Consider the following 14,917-nt stretch of genomic DNA (forward strand, 5'->3'; position numbering starts at 1 on the left):
TGACCTAAGGAGCAGGCAATGGAAAAACTCACATTCGGTTGGGAAGAATGGGTTGCCCTGCCCGATCTTGGCCTGCCCGCGATCAAAGCAAAAGTCGACACCGGCGCGCGCACCTCGGCGCTGCATGCCCATGACATCGAAGTTTTCGGCCCCGCCTCCAAGCCCAAGGTGCGGTTCAACGTGCATCCCATTTCCGGGCGCGAGGATATCTCGATCACCTGTTCCGCCCCGATCATTGACCGGCGCGAGGTGACCTCTTCCAACGGCGAATCCGAGCAACGTTTCGTCATCGCCACCACGCTTGAGGTCGGCGGCCAAAGCTGGCCCATCGACGTGACCCTGACCAACCGGGGCACCATGACCAGCCGCATGCTGCTGGGCCGTCAGGCGCTGACCGAACATATCAACATCTCGGCCACCGAACGACGGCTGCAACCTGACCTGAATTACGACGTTTACCACACCGCCAGCCTACGCCACAAAGCGCCGCAGCGCGCCCTGCGCATTGCCGTGCTAAGCCGGGAAGACAACTATTCCACCCGCCGGCTGGTCGAGGTGGGCGAAGCGCGCGGCCATGTGGTTGAGGTGATCGACACCACGCGCTGCTATATGGCGATCAACCAACTGGCCCCCGAGGTGCATTACGACGGCAAGCGCCTGCCGCGCTACGACGCGGTGATCCCGCGCATCGGCGCGTCGATCACCCCCTATGGCACCGCCGTGATCCGCCAGTTCGAAACGATCGGCACCTATTGCGTCAACGGCTCGGCCGGGATCACCGCGAGCCGCGACAAGCTGCATGCGCATCAGGTCTTGGCCGCCAAGCGCATTGGCATGCCGACCACGGCCTTTGCCGCATCGCCGAAAGACACCTCCAACCTGATGGCATTGGTGGGCACCGCGCCGCTGATCGTGAAGCTGCTGGAGTCGACCCAAGGCAAGGGCGTCGTGCTGGCAGAAACCAAGAAGGCCGCCGAGAGTGTGATCGACGCCTTCCGTGGCCTGCGCGCCAACTTCCTCGTGCAGGATTTCGTCAAGGAAGCCGCCGGTGAAGACATCCGCTGTCTCGTGGTGGCGGGCAAGGTCGTGGCCTCTATGAAACGCACGGGCGCCGAGGGGGACTTCCGCTCAAACCTGCACCGGGGCGGCTCGGCCAAGGTCGTGCGCATCTCGAAAGAGGAACGCGATACCGCCGTGCGCGCCGCCCGGGCCTTTGGCCTTGGCATCGCCGGGGTCGATCTGCTGCGGTCGGAAAGCGGGCCAAAGGTGCTTGAGGTCAACTCCTCCCCCGGTTTCGAGGGGATCGAGAATGCCACCAAGAAAGACATCGTCGGCAAGGTCTATGACGAGATCGAAGCCCGTGTGAAGCCACAGCCCGCGCGGCGCCGCAAAGGGGGATAACGCGGGCGGCAGCGGCCCCTCACGGTGCGGGGCCACTTTACGCCTCTGCCCGCGATCCCTATATAAAAAGTCGAGAATGATGCGAGGCAAGAGATGACCGAACAGACCCAACCACTCGAAGGGACACCGCTGATTGCGCCCTCTTCCACCGACCACCCGCTTTACGAGCAGGTCGTTGAGGCTTGTCGCACGGTCTATGACCCTGAGATCCCGGTGAATATCTATGAACTGGGGCTGATCTACACCATCGACATCAACGACGAGAATGAAGTCGACATCAAGATGTCGTTGACCGCGCCCGGCTGCCCCGTGGCCGGTGAGATGCCCGGCTGGGTTGCCGATGCGGTTGAGCCGATCGCCGGGGTCAAGCAGGTCAATGTGGCACTGGTTTGGGAGCCGCCTTGGGGCATGGATATGATGTCTGACGAAGCCCGTCTCGAACTGGGCTTCATGTAACCGACAGTTTCGCAGCGCGAACAAAAGACGCCGTCGATGTAACTCATCGGCGGCGTTTTCTTTTGGCCGCTTCCCGCCGAGCGGGTTCACCGCGGATTGTTCATTTGACTGACATGATCCGGTCGTGAAACCGTTACATCGGGCACCCATAGAAGCCCCAGAACTTCATTCACGAACGGATAACATTATGCGAACACTTGTTTCTCTCGCCGCTCTGGCCCTCGCGCCCGGCATGGCACTGGCCGAGACCCACGCCGCCGCGACACCGGTGGAATACGGCCCCCGCCCGGCCTATCTGGTGGACAAGCTGCCCGAGGGCGCATTGAAGGACAAGCTGGCCTCCTGCATGGGGCAAGACGCCACCAAAACCGATTTCTCCATCGGCCACCGTGGCGCGCCGCTGATGTTTCCTGAGCATACTGTGCAATCCAACGTCGCCGCCGCGCGTATGGGCGCGGGCATTCTGGAATGCGACGTGACCTTTACCGCCGATCATGAACTGGTCTGCCGCCACGCCCAGAACGACCTGCACACCACGACGAACATCCTCGTCTCCGATCTGGCCGAGAAATGCACCACCGGCTTCACTGCCGCGTCGGGTGACACGCCCGCCAGCGCCGAATGCCGCACCTCCGACATCACCTTGGCCGAATTCCGCACCCTGACGCCCAAGATGGACAGCGCCGACAAGACCGCCACCACCGCCGAAGACTATCAGGGCGGCGTCGCGAATTGGCGCACCGAGCTTTACAGCGACAAGGCCGATCTGATGACCCATGCGGAATCGATCGAACTGTTCAAATCTCTGGGCGCCAAGTTCACGCCAGAGCTGAAATCCCCCTCCGTCGAGATGCCGCATGAGGGTTTCTCTCAGGAAGACTACGCGCAGAAGCTGGTGGATGAATATGTCGCCGCAGGCATCCCCGCCTCCGACGTTTGGCCGCAGTCCTTCAACCTCGAAGACGTGCTTTACTGGATTGAGAACACACCGGAATTCGGCAAACAGGCCGTCTATCTGGTGCAATGGTCCGATGGTTTCGATGAGCAAAACCCCGAGACTTGGGCCGAAGATTTCGCTGATCTGAAAGCCAAGGGCGTGAACTACCTCGCCCCCTCGCTCAACATGATGCTGACCAATAAGGACGGCGCCATTGCCGCATCCGAATACGCCATGGCCGCGAAAGAAGCAGGGCTGATCCTGATCGCATGGACGCTGGAGCGTTCCGGCCCGCTCGCCTCGGGTGGCGGTTGGTACTTCCAGTCGGTCAATGACATCGTGAAAGACGACAGCGACTATCTGGTGGCGCTGGATGTGCTGGCCAAAGACGTGGGCGTGGCCGGTGTCTTCTCTGACTGGCCCGCGACCGTGACCTATTATGCGAACTGCATGGGCCTCTGATCGGTCCTAGCCGTTAGAACGCCATCAGGGCCACCCCCTTTCGGGCGGCCCTTTTCCGTGGCCGGGCTTGCATGGATTTCACCTTCCTGCGACATTGCGGGAAACAAGGGGCAAGCCATGGAAACTTGGGCAATTTTTACCGGCGATATCGTGAAATCCTCTGCGATGAGCCGGGCGGAGTTGGATGCCATTTTCGCGCGCCTTGATGATGCCGCCGAGGCGCTGACTGCTTGGCAAGGCCAGCCCGCCCGGATGACCCGTTTTCGCGGAGATGGCTGGCAGATGGCCGTGGCGCCCACTTTCACCTTCCGCGCAGCCCTCGTCCTACGCGCCACCGTGCGCCGCTGCGGCAAGACCGCCGACACCCGCTTTGGCATCGGTATCGGCCCCGCGCATTTCGCAGGTAACGACCTATCCCGCGCGGACGGAGCGGCCTTGGTCAGCTCCGGCCACGCGCTCGACAACATGCCCCGCGCGCGCCGCATGCATGCACCCGACGCCCCCCTCGCCCTGCGCACGGCCCTACCGCTCGCCGACCGGATCGCGGGCGGCTGGACCAAGCGCCAAGCCGAGGTCGCCTACTACATGCTGGCCCCCGACCCGCCCGTCCAAGCAGAGCTTGCGCGGCAGTTTGATCTGACACAGCAAAGTGTGCAGGGCCATGTGGAGGCGGCGGGGATAGATGAGTTGCGGGAGGTCTGCGAGGTACTCGAGGCGCCCAAAACAGCCCTTTAAGCCTGTTTTACCGAATTACAGCCAAATTAGACTGTTAAACACCATAAGAAAACACTTGTCCCGGCTCGCCATGGCTTTTCAAATGGACGCCATCACCAACTACCGGAATTTCTATGACCGAACAGGCCATCGCCACCGCTCTCGCCTGCCTGATCGCTCACTTGCTGGCCGATTTCGTTTTTCAAACCAATGCGATGGTCGCCGCCAAGCGCAAGCCGCAAGTGCTACTGCTCCACGGCGCTATCGTCTTTGCCCTGACCGCATTGGCCCTCGGCGGCAATTTGATCCCCGCCGCCCTCCTCGCGCTTGCCCATACCGCAATTGATGCGCTCAAGACCTACGCCGTGCCGGCGCACCAGCGCGACCGGCTTTGGTCCTACCTTACCGATCAACTCGCCCATCTCATCACCATCGTAGCCCTTGTCCACTATGCCCCCGACGCCTTTGCCCGCGGCATCTGGGCCGACCACAGCAGCATGCTCATCCCGCCCGCCCTGTTTATCGCGGGGCTGATCACCGCGACGCTCGCAGGCGGTCCCGCCGTGGGTGGTTTGATGCTGCCGCACAAGGCGCAGGCCCAACCGGATGGGTTGGAGAATGCGGGCCGGATGATCGGCCTGCTGGAACGCGCGTTGATCTTTCTAATGGTCATGATCGGCGAGCCTGCGGGCATCGGTTTTCTCATCGCGGCAAAGTCGATTCTGCGCTTTGACACCGTGAAAAAGAACCAGAAGATAAGCGAATACGTGATTATCGGCACGCTAGCCTCATTCGGCTGGGCGCTCATCGCGGCCTTTGCCACCAAGGCGGCAATGAATTCCTTCTGACGGCTTGAGATCGCCGCGCCGCACCCCTATCTTGGCGGCATAGGAGATTTGTGATGTTTGGCATTCCCGGCAAGCAAGCCGTTACCATGACCCCCAAAGCCGCTGGCCAGATTGCGAAGTTGATGCAATCGGCGGGCCACGCAGGGCTGCGCATCGGCGTCAAGAAAGGCGGCTGTGCGGGCATGGAATATACCATGGAATACGTCGAAGCGACCGACCCCAACGATGAGGTGGTCGAGCAGGACGGCGCGCGGGTGATGATCGCCCCCATGGCGCAGATGTTCCTTTTCGGCACCGAGATCGACTATGAAACGACGCTGCTCGAGTCCGGTTTCAAATTCCGCAATCCCAATGTGACCGAAGCCTGCGGCTGCGGCGAATCGATTAAATTCGACGAAAGCCTCGGCGCGAAGTAAGCGCGCCGATCGGCCCCGGCCTTGACGAAAGGCTGCGGGCCTGCGAACTGATCTGGCAACAGTAACAGATCAGGACGGAACCGATGCGCCCCAAAATCGCCGCCGGCAACTGGAAAATGAACGGCACCGCCGCCGCGTTGACAGAGCTTCACAGCCTTGCCACCGGCCTGCCCGAAAACCCGCCGCAGGTCGTGATCTGCCCGCCCAGCACCCTCCTCTTTCGCGCCACCGACGCCACCCATGGCAGCCCGATCCAGATCGGCGCACAGGATTGCCATGCCGAAGAAGCGGGCGCCTACACGGGCGATATCTCTGCCGCGATGGTTGCCGACAGCGGGGCCAGCCATGTGATCCTCGGCCATTCCGAGCGCCGCGATGCCCACCGCGAGACTGACGCCGATGTACAAGCCAAGGCACGGGCCGCATGGGGTGCCGGTCTCACCGCCATCATCTGCATCGGCGAAAGCGAAGCCGAACGGGACGCGGGCCAAACGCTCGACATTATCGGCGCGCAGCTCGACGGCTCCCTCCCGGATGCCGTGGAGGCCGGGAACACCGTCATCGCTTATGAGCCGATTTGGGCCATCGGCACCGGCAAGGTCCCTAGCATTGCGCAGATCAAAGAGGTGCATGACTTCATCCGCACCCGCCTGATCGACCGTTTCGGCGCGGAGATCGGCAATGCGCTCCCCCTGCTCTACGGCGGTTCGGTAAAGGCTGCCAATGCGGTCGAAATCTTCGCGGTCGAAAACGTCGATGGCGCACTGGTCGGCGGGGCCAGCCTCAAGGCCGAGGATTTCGCGCCCATCGTGACGGCCCTCGCCCAGTCTTAACACAATGCGAGGCGGCGGAGCCCTCCGCCGCACCACCTTGCTACAACGGCAGCATCGTCGTCGATTTGATCTCTTCCATCGACAAAAGCGCCGTGACGTTATGCACCTTCACCTCTGAAATCAGCGCCTGATAAAAGACATCATAAGCCCGCGCGTTCTTGACCCGCACCTTTAGGATATAGTCGATATCCCCCGCCAGACGGTGCGCCTCCTGCACCTCGGGCCGGTCTTTCAACGCCTGCAAAAACGCTGCCTGCCAAGCCGCCTCATGCTCTGACGTGCGGATCAGGACAAAGAAACAGGCCTCGAACCCAAGCGCTTCGGAATCCAGCACCACGGTCTGTTGGCCGATGACCCCGGCTTCGCGCAGCTTGCGTATCCGATTCCACACCGGCGTTTTCGAAGACCCCACTTCACGGGCAATATCGTCCAGCGATTGGCTCGCATCCCGTTGCAGCTGCGCCAAAATCTTCCGGTCGGTCTCATCAATTCGGACAGTCATTCTCTTCTCTCTCGTCCCGGCAGGACGTTCACACTCAACCTGCGGCCAAAGCGAACGCATGTTCTTATCTGCGCCAGCATATAGCCAATTATCGGGAATATTTCCTATATAAGAGGTCACGTCAAACAGAATACAGGGCGCATCATGGATCACTTTCCCATCTTCCTCGCCACCCGCGGGCAAAAGATCCTCCTCTCCGGCGGCGGCGAAGCCGCTCTGGCCAAGTTGCGCCTGCTGATGAAAACCAAGGCGGCGCTGCATGTCTTCGCCCCCGACCCGGCGGCAGAGATTGTCGAGTGGCAGGGGGCGGGCAAGCTCACCCTGCACCGCCGCGCCCTTACTGCCGCCGATCTGCCCGGCGCGCGGCTGTTCTACGCGGCGGATGAAGATGACGCGCTGGATGCTGAAAACGCCGCGCTGGCCCATGCGGCGGGCGTGCTGGTCAATATCGTCGACAACCTGCATGACAGCGAATTCATCACCCCCGCCATCGTCGACCGCGACCCGGTGACCGTGGCCATCGGCACCGAAGGTGCCGCCCCGGTGCTGGCCCGCGCCATCAAGGCCGATTTGGAAGAGCGTCTGCCCGTCACCCTCGGCCCGCTGGCGCGCATCGGCAAAGGCTTTCGCAAGCTGGCCGATGCCCTGCCCATGGGCCGCGCGCGCCGTGATTTCTGGCGGGAGTATTATTTCGCCACCGGCCCCCGCGCCATGGCTGAGGGCGAGGATACCGTGCGCCCGGCGCTGAAAACCCTGCTGCACACCCACCTCACCCGCAAAGCCCGCGCAGGCCATGTGGCCTTTGTTGGCGGTGGCCCGGGCGACCCGGAACTGCTGACGCTCAAGGCCCGCCGCGCGCTGGATGAGGCCGATGTGGTCATCTACGACCGGCTGATCAGCCCCGAGATCCTCGAACTTGCCCGCCGCGAGGCGCTGATGATCGACGTCGGCAAAGAGGGTTTCGGCCCCTCCACTGCCCAAGAGCATATCAATGCCCTGCTGGTCGAACATGCCCAGAGCGGTGCGCAGGTCGTGCGGCTGAAATCCGGCGATGCCACAGTCTTCGGTCGTCTGGACGAAGAGATCGACGCAGTCGACGCCCATGGTATCGGCTGGCACATCGTGCCCGGCATCACCGCCGCCTCCGCCGCCGTGGCGGGCATCGGGCAGAGCTTGACCAAACGGGGGCGCAATGCCTCGGTCCGGTTCCTCACCGGGCATGACATGAAAGGTTTCGCCGATCACGACTGGGCTGCCCTCGCGCGCCCGAATGAAGTCGCCGCTATCTATATGGGCAAGAAATCCGCCCGTTTTGTCCAAGGCCGCCTGCTGATGCACGGCGCCGACCGCGCAACACCCGTCACCGTGATCGAAAACGCCTCGCGCGCCGATCAGCGGGTGCTGTCGACCACGCTGAACGATCTGCCGCGCGATCTCGCCGATGCCGAAATGACCGGCCCCGCGCTCACCTTCTACGGCCTCGCCCCGCGCGCCGCCGTCCAAGTTGCCACCGAAACCCCGCTAGAGGAGCTGGCCTGACATGCCCAAACCCTTCACCCCCAAGGTCATCACCGCCAATGCGCTGCTCGAAGGCGATGTCGTCTATCAAACCGCCACCGGCTGGACCCGCAAACTGAGTGAAGCCGAAGTCCTCACCGATGAGGCCGACGCCGACCTGCGCCTGATCGACGCACTAAGCCAGCAGGATTTGGTCGTCGGCGTCTACCTCGCGGATGTGGCCCCCGAAGCAGGCGGCCCCCGCCCCACCCATTTCCGCGAAGAGTTCCGCGCCACCGGCCCCTCGAACTACGCCCACGGCAAACAGGAGACCGTCTGATGTACAGCTACACCGACTTCGACGACAAATTCCTCGCCGAGCGCAACGCCCAGTTCCGCGCCCAAGTCGAGCGCCGCATCGACGGCTCGCTCACCGAGGATGAGTTCAAACCTCTGCGCCTGATGAACGGCCTCTACCTGCAACTGCACGCCTATATGCTGCGCGTGGCAATCCCCTATGGCACGCTCAACAGCGCCCAGATGGACCAACTCGCCTATATCGCCGAGAAATGGGACAAGGGCTACGGCCACTTCACCACCCGTCAGAACATCCAGTACAACTGGCCCGAATTGCGCGATGTGCCCGATATGCTCGACGCGCTGGCCGAGGTGAAACTGCATGCGATCCAGACCTCCGGCAACACGATCCGCAACGTGACGGCGGACCATTTCGCCGGCGCCGCCGCCGATGAGGTCGCCGATCCCCGCCCCGTGGCCGAGTTGATCCGCCAGTGGTCCACCGACCACCCGGAATTCCAGTTCCTGCCGCGCAAGTTCAAGGTCGCCGTCACCGGCGCCGCCGCCGACCGTGCGGTGATCAAGGCCCATGACATCGGCCTGCGCATTGTCGAGCATGACGGCGAACAGGGTTTCGAAGTCATCGTCGGCGGCGGTCTTGGCCGCACCCCGATGATCGGCAAGGTGCTCTATGAATTTGTCAGCGCCGACGATCTGCTGCCCACGCTCGAAGCCATCGTCAGCGTCTACAACGTGCTGGGCCGCCGCGACAACAAGTACAAGGCGCGCATCAAGATCACCGTCCACGAGAACGGCATCGAAGACGTCCGCGCCCGGGTCGACGCGCAATATGCGCTGATCCGCGACCAGTTCACCGGCGTCGACCAGCAAATGCTGTCGCGTATCGAAGCCGATTTCGCAGCACCCGCGTTCAAAACAGCCTCCCTCGGGGCCTTTGAGACCGCCTATACCAACGATCCGGCCTTCCGCGCCTGGGCCGATACCAACCTCGCCGCGCACCGCGTGCCGGGCTATGCCATCGTCTCGATCAGCCTCAAGGCCCATGGCGCCACGCCGGGCGACGCGACGGCAGACCAGATGCGCGTGATGGCCGACCTCGCCCGCCGCTTCGGCCATGACGAGCTGCGCATCAGCCATGAGCAGAACGTGATCCTGCCCCATGTGCACCGCAGCGACCTGCCCGAACTGCACGCCGCGCTGAAAGAGGCAAAACTCGCCACCGCCAACATCGGCTTGATCTCGGACATCATCGCCTGCCCCGGCATGGATTACTGCGCGCTGGCCACCGCGCGTTCCATCCCCATCGCGCAGGAAATCGCCACCCGTTTCGACGAGCTGAAGCTCGAACATGACGTGGGCCCGCTCAAGATCAAAATCTCCGGCTGCATCAACGCCTGCGGCCACCACCACGTGGGCCACATCGGCATCCTCGGCCTCGACCGCGCGGGCGTAGAGAACTACCAGATCACGCTCGGCGGCGACGGCACAGAGGACGCGAGCCTCGGCACCCGCACCGGCCCCGGCTTCTCGGCCGAGGAGATCATCCCGGCCATCGAACGCCTTGTGCTGGGCTACCTCGACCTGCGCAACGATCCCGCCGAGACCTTCTTGCAAGCCTACCGCCGCCTCGGCCTCGCGCCTTTCAAAGCGGTGCTCTACCCCGAGACGGCCAATAAGGACCGGGCCAATGCCGCTTGACACCCCTGAACTTCATCCTTTCTCAAATACCGCTGCGCCGCCCCCCGAGGGGCTACGCGCGGTCGAGGAAAAGGTGGCACGGCTCAACGCCGAGTTGCGCCACCACGGGGCGACGGATGTGATCCGCCGCGCCGATGCGGAGATCGAGAACCTCACCCTCGTCTCCAGCTTTGGCGCGGAATCGGTGGCGCTGTTGCACCTCGCCTCCATGGTCTCGCGGGACATCCCGGTGCTCTTCATCGATACCGAGATGCTCTTTGCCGAAACGCTCGTCTACCAACAGGAACTGAGCGAGCGCCTCGGTCTGCGCAATGTCACCACCCTGCGCAGCGCAGAAATCGCAGCACAGGATCCCGATGGCACGCTGCATCAGTATGACACCGATGCCTGCTGCGCCCTGCGCAAGACCCGGCCTCTCCAGAGCGCACTTGCGGGCTATGACGGCTGGATCACCGGACGTAAACGTTTTCAATCGGGCAGCCGCGCGGCCTTGGAGTTTTTTGAGACCGAGATCCCCGAAGACGGTGCCGCACCGCGCATCAAGGTGAACCCGCTGGCCTATTGGGCCACGTCCGACGTGAGCGATTACATCACCGAAAACCGCCTGCCCCGGCATCCGCTGGTGGCCAAGGGCTACCCATCGATCGGCTGCGCGCCCTGCACCTCGCCCGTGGCCCCGGGCGAAGACCCGCGCGCCGGGCGCTGGCGCGATCAGAACAAAGAAGAATGCGGCATCCACTTTGTGAACGGCAAAGTGGTCCGAACAGGAGACAAATCATGAGCGTACTCGTCACCGACACAGGCTTCACCACCGACGACTGGACCCAAGGCTATAGCGAGGATGGCGCCGCGAACGATTGCCGCGCCGTCGATCTGGCCTCTGACGCCGATGCCCATGCCCTCACCCTGACCCCGGCGCTTGAGATGATCCGCGTCGATTTCCCCTCTTTCGCGGATGGGCGCGGCTTTACCATCGCCCGCGTTCTGCGCCTGCGCGGCTACACGGGCCGCCTACGCGCCCGCGGGCATGTGCTGGCCGACCAATACGCCATGGCGCGCCGCGCCGGGTTCGATGAGGTCGAGATCGACGAGGATCTGGCCGCCCGCCAGCCTGAAGACCAATGGCGCGCCCGCGCCGATTGGCAGGCCCATGACTATCAGTCTCGCCTGCGCGGTGCCGCATCCGGACCGGCGACCGCGGCCAAATAGGCCGCTTCATTGCCCTCCCCCCTTCCTTGCCATAAGTAGAGGCCGCAACCCGATTTGCGGAAACCATGATGACCGAGCAGAGCACAGTGAACCAAACCGCCGCCAAGCCCGTCCCGACATTGCCCGATGCCCAGACCGTGACCTCGGTCACCCACTGGACCGATCAGCTTTTCTCGTTCCGGGTAACCCGGCCCGCTTCCCTGCGCTTTCGCTCGGGTGAGTTCGTGATGATCGGCCTGATGGGCGACCCGCATCCCGAAACCGGCAAGCAAAAACCACTACTGCGCGCCTATTCCATCGCCTCGCCCGCGTGGGACGATGAGTTGGAGTTCTACTCGATCAAGGTGCAAGACGGCCCGCTGACCTCCAAGCTGCAACACATCCAGCCCGGCGATCAGATCATTCTGCGGCCCAAACCCGTGGGCACGCTGGTCCATGACGCGCTGCTGCCCGGCGACCGGCTGTGGATGTTCGCCACCGGCACCGGCTTTGCCCCCTTCGCAAGCCTGCTGCGCGAGCCTGAGACCTATGAGAAATTCGACGAGGTCATCGTCACCCACACCTGCCGCGACGTTGCAGAGCTTGAGTATGGCCGGCAGTTGATCGAAGGGCTGAGGGCCGACGAGCTGATGCAGGAACTCATCGGCCCGGAAAACCTTGCCAAGATTCGCTATTACCCGACCACCACCCGCGAAGAGAGCCCCAAGATGGGCCGCCTCACCAACCTTTTGCAGGATGGCACGGTGTTCAAAGATTTGGGCGTGCCCCAAATCAATGCCGCCCATGACCGCGCCATGGTCTGCGGCAGCCTTGGCTTCAACAAGGATATTATGGAGATTCTCGAAGGCTTTGGCCTCACCGAGGGTGCCAATTCCGACCCCCAGCATTTCGTCGTCGAAAAGGCTTTCGTCGGCTGAGCCGAATTAAGCCTTACGAAAGGTCGCAGCGTTACAACCAAGGTGTCGGCGCAGCTTTGCCGACGCTTTGGCAGAACCCTGCGCATCCCGAAAACGCCCCCTTCCGCTGCACTGCGGCAGGGCTTAGCTGACGCCTTGCGAGCGCGGGGGACTGCCGCGCGAAACGCAACCACAGGCGAAAGGCATATCAATGGCGAGCAATGGGACCCCGACCCCAAAGAAAGTCTCCGATCTGGCAACTCAAAAAGCCGACCTGTCCAGCACGGCGCTGATCGGCATCTTCGGCAGCGACAGCACGCCCGGCGCGCTGATCCGCGAAGGTGGCGGTAAAATCTCGCGCGTCGAAGTGGGCGATCAGGTCGCAGGCGGCATCGTCTCCGCCATCGGGCAAGGGACGTTGGTGCTGTCCAGCCGCCGCGGCAATCAGGTGCTGCGCCTGCCGCAGGGCTGAAACCTTGAGGGAGGCGCGGCGCGCGCCTCTTGACCTGCCGCGCGGGGCAGTGCACATCCCGCGCATGAGCAAGACAGCATTGATCACCGGCGCATCGCGCGGCCTTGGGGCCGCATTGGCAGAAGCCTTGGCCCCCACCCATCACATCATCGCGGTCGGTCGCACGACCGGCGCGCTCGAAGAGTTGGACGACCGTATCCAAGCCAAGGGCGGCAGCGCTACTTTGGCGCCGATGGACATCACCAACGCCGATGCCATGGCCGTGCTGTGCCGGGGCATCCATGACCGCTGGGGCGGGCTTGACCTTTGGCTGCACTGCGCCGTCCATGCCTCCCCGCTGACGCCCACCGATCACATCGACGCCAAGGATATCGAGAAATCCATCGCCGGAAACGTCACCGCCACCGCGCGGCTGATCACCTTTGTCTCGCCGCTTTTGGGAGCGGATGGCACGGCGGTCTTCTTTGACGATCCGCGTGCGGGCACGAAATTCTTCGGCAGCTACGGGGCCACCAAGGCTGCGCAGATCGCGCTGGCGACCTCTTGGCAGGTCGAGACCGCGCAGATCGGCCCCCGTGTCCATATCCTCACGCCCGAGCCGATGCCCACCGCCACCCGCGCCCGCTTCTTCCCCGGTGAAGACCGCGCGGCGCTGAGCGACACCGCCACGCAGGCCGCTGCGGTATTGGCGCAACTGTCGGAAAACTCCGCCTCCTGAACCGCGCGGCACCGGCGCGCTGCGCTTGCCGCCGGTCCGCCCCTCGCCTATCAAGGCAAAAAGGGGCCATTCATGCGTATTTTGATTACAAACGATGACGGCATCAACGCGCCCGGTCTGGCCGTGCTGCGCGCCATCGCCGAGGAACTGGCCGGGCCTGCGGGCGAGGTCTGGACCGTGGCACCGGCGTTCGAGCAATCCGGTGTGGGCCATTGCATCAGCTACACCAAGCCGATGATGATCACGCAATTGGACGAACGCGTCTTCGCCACCGAAGGCTCCCCCGCCGATTGCGTCCTTGCCGCGATCCACGACACGATGACCGCCGCCCCCCCCGATCTGGTGCTCTCCGGCGTGAACCGGGGCAATAACGCGGCTGAAAACGCGCTCTATTCCGGCACGCTTGGCGGCGCGATCGAGGCGGCGTTGCAGGGTTTGCCCGCCATCGCCCTGTCGCAATACTACGGCCCCGCTAACCGCGATCTGGCGGATCCTTTTGAGGCCGCTGCCCAGCACGGCGTCGAGACCTGCCGTCGCATTTTGGATCACAGCCCCAAGGAAGACGCGGCTTACGGGCTTTTCTACAACGTGAACTTCCCGCCCGTAGCGGGCGCTGATGTGCGTGGCATCCGGCTGGCCCCTCAGGGCCGCCGCCCCGGCACCGGGTTTTCGACCGAAGCACATCTGTCGCCCTCAGGCCGCCGCTTTTTGTGGATCAAGGGCGGCGATCAACGCGTGCAAACGGCACCGGGCAGCGATGCCTGCGTCAACCTTGACGGCTATGTCTCGGTCACCCCGATGCGCTGCGACCTGACGGATCACGCGGCCCTCGAAACGCTGGCGGGCATCAACGGATGAATGAGCCACCCATCTCTGAAGCGGAACGCAAGATGCAGTTCCTCTACGCGCTGCGCTCCAAAGGCGTGACTGATGCGCGCGTGCTGACAGCGATGGAAGCGATCGACCGTGGCCCCTTCATTCGCGGCCTCTTTGCCAGCCGCGCCTATGAGGATATGCCCCTGCCCATCGCCTGCGGCCAGACCATCAGCCAACCCTCTGTCGTGGGGCTCATGAGCCAAGCCTTGCAGGTCTCGTCGCGCGATAAGGTGCTCGAAATCGGGACCGGCTCGGGCTATCAGGCGGCGATCCTCAGCAAGCTCGCCCGGCGGGTCTATACCATCGACCGGCACCGCCGTCTGGTCCAAGAGGCGCGCGGTGTGTTCGAGGCGATGGATCTGACCAATATCACCGCGATCACCGCCGATGGCAGCTTTGGCCTTGCCGAACAGGCCCCCTTTGACCGGATCATCGTGACCGCCGCCGCCGAAGACCCGCCCGGCCCCCTGCTGGCGCAGTTGAAGGAAGGCGGCATCATGGTACTGCCCGTCGGCCAATCCGACACGGTCCAACACCTCATCCGCGTGCGAAAGACCGCTGATGGGCTGGAATACGACGAATTGCGTGCCGTGCGCTTTGTCCCCCTGCTGGAAGGCTTGGGCAAGGACGGCTAATAGGTTACAGAGACACGGACAACGCCCCA

The 14,917-nt window shown here is 63.4% G+C and carries 18 protein-coding genes; 17 read left to right on the top strand and 1 reads right to left on the bottom strand.

Translation table 11 applies throughout. From position 1 onward, the window contains the following. The first annotated feature begins 18 nt into the window (after positions 1-18). From rimK to tpiA, 7 genes are all read left to right on the top strand, one after another. Positions 19-1,401: a 30S ribosomal protein S6--L-glutamate ligase gene (gene rimK, locus HKX24_RS11700; RefSeq protein WP_271693481.1), complete on the top strand. Its 1,383-nt coding sequence runs from the start codon at positions 19-21 to the stop codon at positions 1,399-1,401. Between the two features lie 93 nt (positions 1,402-1,494). Continuing rightward, positions 1,495-1,857, top strand: a complete 363-nt coding sequence (locus HKX24_RS11705; protein WP_209218051.1) for an SUF system Fe-S cluster assembly protein — start codon at positions 1,495-1,497, stop codon at positions 1,855-1,857. A gap of 187 nt (positions 1,858-2,044) precedes the next feature. Next, entirely contained in the window at positions 2,045-3,256 is a 1,212-nt protein-coding gene (locus HKX24_RS11710) for a glycerophosphodiester phosphodiesterase family protein (RefSeq protein WP_271693480.1), read from the top strand. A gap of 117 nt (positions 3,257-3,373) precedes the next feature. Beyond that, positions 3,374-3,991 carry a hypothetical protein gene (locus tag HKX24_RS11715; RefSeq protein ID WP_271693479.1) on the top strand — a complete coding sequence of 206 codons (618 nt, stop codon included), beginning with the start codon at positions 3,374-3,376 and terminating at the stop codon, positions 3,989-3,991. A 113-nt stretch (positions 3,992-4,104) separates the two neighbouring features. Beyond that, the gene (locus HKX24_RS11720) at positions 4,105-4,818 is read left to right on the top strand and encodes a DUF3307 domain-containing protein (RefSeq protein ID WP_271693478.1); all 714 of its coding nucleotides are present in this window, start codon (positions 4,105-4,107) and stop codon (positions 4,816-4,818) included. Positions 4,819-4,871: 53 nt separating this feature from the next. Continuing rightward, positions 4,872-5,234, top strand: a complete 363-nt coding sequence (locus tag HKX24_RS11725) for an iron-sulfur cluster assembly accessory protein (protein WP_067265014.1) — start codon at positions 4,872-4,874, stop codon at positions 5,232-5,234. 83 nt (positions 5,235-5,317) lie between these two features. Beyond that, a complete protein-coding gene (gene tpiA, locus HKX24_RS11730; protein ID WP_271693477.1) occupies positions 5,318-6,067 on the top strand; it encodes a triose-phosphate isomerase in 750 nt (249 codons plus the stop codon). Between the two features lie 40 nt (positions 6,068-6,107). On the opposite strand, the gene HKX24_RS11735 is transcribed toward tpiA, so the two are convergent. Then, positions 6,108-6,569 (bottom strand): Lrp/AsnC family transcriptional regulator, encoded by a 462-nt coding sequence (locus HKX24_RS11735; protein ID WP_067265010.1) that lies wholly within the window; start codon positions 6,567-6,569, stop codon positions 6,108-6,110. Between the two features lie 144 nt (positions 6,570-6,713). Between HKX24_RS11735 and cysG the strand changes: the two genes are divergently transcribed. From cysG to HKX24_RS11785, 10 genes are all read left to right on the top strand, one after another. Then, entirely contained in the window at positions 6,714-8,108 is a 1,395-nt protein-coding gene (gene cysG / locus HKX24_RS11740; protein WP_271693476.1) for a siroheme synthase CysG, read from the top strand. 1 nt (position 8,109) lies between these two features. Next, positions 8,110-8,406, top strand: a complete 297-nt coding sequence (locus HKX24_RS11745; RefSeq protein ID WP_136720162.1) for a DUF2849 domain-containing protein — start codon at positions 8,110-8,112, stop codon at positions 8,404-8,406. Further along, on the top strand, positions 8,406-10,082 hold the full coding sequence (locus HKX24_RS11750; protein ID WP_276154022.1) for a nitrite/sulfite reductase: 1,677 nt from the start codon (positions 8,406-8,408) through the stop codon (positions 10,080-10,082). The genes HKX24_RS11745 and HKX24_RS11750 overlap by 1 nt, the downstream gene beginning before the upstream one ends. Beyond that, positions 10,072-10,863, top strand: a complete 792-nt coding sequence (locus HKX24_RS11755; protein ID WP_271693474.1) for a phosphoadenylyl-sulfate reductase — start codon at positions 10,072-10,074, stop codon at positions 10,861-10,863. Before HKX24_RS11750 ends, HKX24_RS11755 begins: the two co-directional genes overlap by 11 nt. After that, positions 10,860-11,291: a DUF934 domain-containing protein gene (locus HKX24_RS11760; protein ID WP_271693473.1), complete on the top strand. Its 432-nt coding sequence runs from the start codon at positions 10,860-10,862 to the stop codon at positions 11,289-11,291. The genes HKX24_RS11755 and HKX24_RS11760 overlap by 4 nt, the downstream gene beginning before the upstream one ends. 68 nt (positions 11,292-11,359) lie before the next feature. Beyond that, complete coding sequence (locus HKX24_RS11765; RefSeq protein WP_276154023.1) at positions 11,360-12,208, top strand: ferredoxin--NADP reductase; 849 nt, start codon at positions 11,360-11,362, stop codon at positions 12,206-12,208. A 190-nt stretch (positions 12,209-12,398) separates the two neighbouring features. Continuing rightward, the gene (locus tag HKX24_RS11770; protein ID WP_271693471.1) at positions 12,399-12,659 is read left to right on the top strand and encodes a pilus assembly protein PilZ; all 261 of its coding nucleotides are present in this window, start codon (positions 12,399-12,401) and stop codon (positions 12,657-12,659) included. 64 nt (positions 12,660-12,723) lie between these two features. Further along, positions 12,724-13,377: an SDR family NAD(P)-dependent oxidoreductase gene (locus HKX24_RS11775; protein ID WP_271693470.1), complete on the top strand. Its 654-nt coding sequence runs from the start codon at positions 12,724-12,726 to the stop codon at positions 13,375-13,377. A gap of 72 nt (positions 13,378-13,449) precedes the next feature. After that, positions 13,450-14,235 (top strand): 5'/3'-nucleotidase SurE, encoded by a 786-nt coding sequence (gene surE, locus HKX24_RS11780; protein ID WP_271693469.1) that lies wholly within the window; start codon positions 13,450-13,452, stop codon positions 14,233-14,235. Beyond that, the gene (locus HKX24_RS11785) at positions 14,232-14,888 is read left to right on the top strand and encodes a protein-L-isoaspartate(D-aspartate) O-methyltransferase (RefSeq protein ID WP_067267929.1); all 657 of its coding nucleotides are present in this window, start codon (positions 14,232-14,234) and stop codon (positions 14,886-14,888) included. Before surE ends, HKX24_RS11785 begins: the two co-directional genes overlap by 4 nt. Positions 14,889-14,917: the final 29 nt, after the last annotated feature.

Source organism: Sulfitobacter sp. M85, from assembly GCF_029285915.1.
Taxonomy (GTDB): Bacteria; Pseudomonadota; Alphaproteobacteria; order Rhodobacterales; family Rhodobacteraceae; genus Sulfitobacter; species Sulfitobacter faviae.

Bases quoted from the DNA above. Each gene is read 5' to 3' on its own strand.
- rimK (WP_271693481.1), top strand. From the start codon at position 19: ATGGAAAAACTCACATTCGGTTGGGAAGAATGGGTTGCCCTGCCCGAT.
- HKX24_RS11705 (WP_209218051.1), top strand. From the start codon at position 1,495: ATGACCGAACAGACCCAACCACTCGAAGGGACACCGCTGATTGCGCCC.
- HKX24_RS11710 (WP_271693480.1), top strand. From the start codon at position 2,045: ATGCGAACACTTGTTTCTCTCGCCGCTCTGGCCCTCGCGCCCGGCATG.
- HKX24_RS11715 (WP_271693479.1), top strand. From the start codon at position 3,374: ATGGAAACTTGGGCAATTTTTACCGGCGATATCGTGAAATCCTCTGCG.
- HKX24_RS11720 (WP_271693478.1), top strand. From the start codon at position 4,105: ATGACCGAACAGGCCATCGCCACCGCTCTCGCCTGCCTGATCGCTCAC.
- HKX24_RS11725 (WP_067265014.1), top strand. From the start codon at position 4,872: ATGTTTGGCATTCCCGGCAAGCAAGCCGTTACCATGACCCCCAAAGCC.
- tpiA (WP_271693477.1), top strand. From the start codon at position 5,318: ATGCGCCCCAAAATCGCCGCCGGCAACTGGAAAATGAACGGCACCGCC.
- HKX24_RS11735 (WP_067265010.1), bottom strand. From the start codon at position 6,569: ATGACTGTCCGAATTGATGAGACCGACCGGAAGATTTTGGCGCAGCTG.
- cysG (WP_271693476.1), top strand. From the start codon at position 6,714: ATGGATCACTTTCCCATCTTCCTCGCCACCCGCGGGCAAAAGATCCTC.
- HKX24_RS11745 (WP_136720162.1), top strand. From the start codon at position 8,110: ATGCCCAAACCCTTCACCCCCAAGGTCATCACCGCCAATGCGCTGCTC.
- HKX24_RS11750 (WP_276154022.1), top strand. From the start codon at position 8,406: ATGTACAGCTACACCGACTTCGACGACAAATTCCTCGCCGAGCGCAAC.
- HKX24_RS11755 (WP_271693474.1), top strand. From the start codon at position 10,072: ATGCCGCTTGACACCCCTGAACTTCATCCTTTCTCAAATACCGCTGCG.
- HKX24_RS11760 (WP_271693473.1), top strand. From the start codon at position 10,860: ATGAGCGTACTCGTCACCGACACAGGCTTCACCACCGACGACTGGACC.
- HKX24_RS11765 (WP_276154023.1), top strand. From the start codon at position 11,360: ATGACCGAGCAGAGCACAGTGAACCAAACCGCCGCCAAGCCCGTCCCG.
- HKX24_RS11770 (WP_271693471.1), top strand. From the start codon at position 12,399: ATGGCGAGCAATGGGACCCCGACCCCAAAGAAAGTCTCCGATCTGGCA.
- HKX24_RS11775 (WP_271693470.1), top strand. From the start codon at position 12,724: ATGAGCAAGACAGCATTGATCACCGGCGCATCGCGCGGCCTTGGGGCC.
- surE (WP_271693469.1), top strand. From the start codon at position 13,450: ATGCGTATTTTGATTACAAACGATGACGGCATCAACGCGCCCGGTCTG.
- HKX24_RS11785 (WP_067267929.1), top strand. From the start codon at position 14,232: ATGAATGAGCCACCCATCTCTGAAGCGGAACGCAAGATGCAGTTCCTC.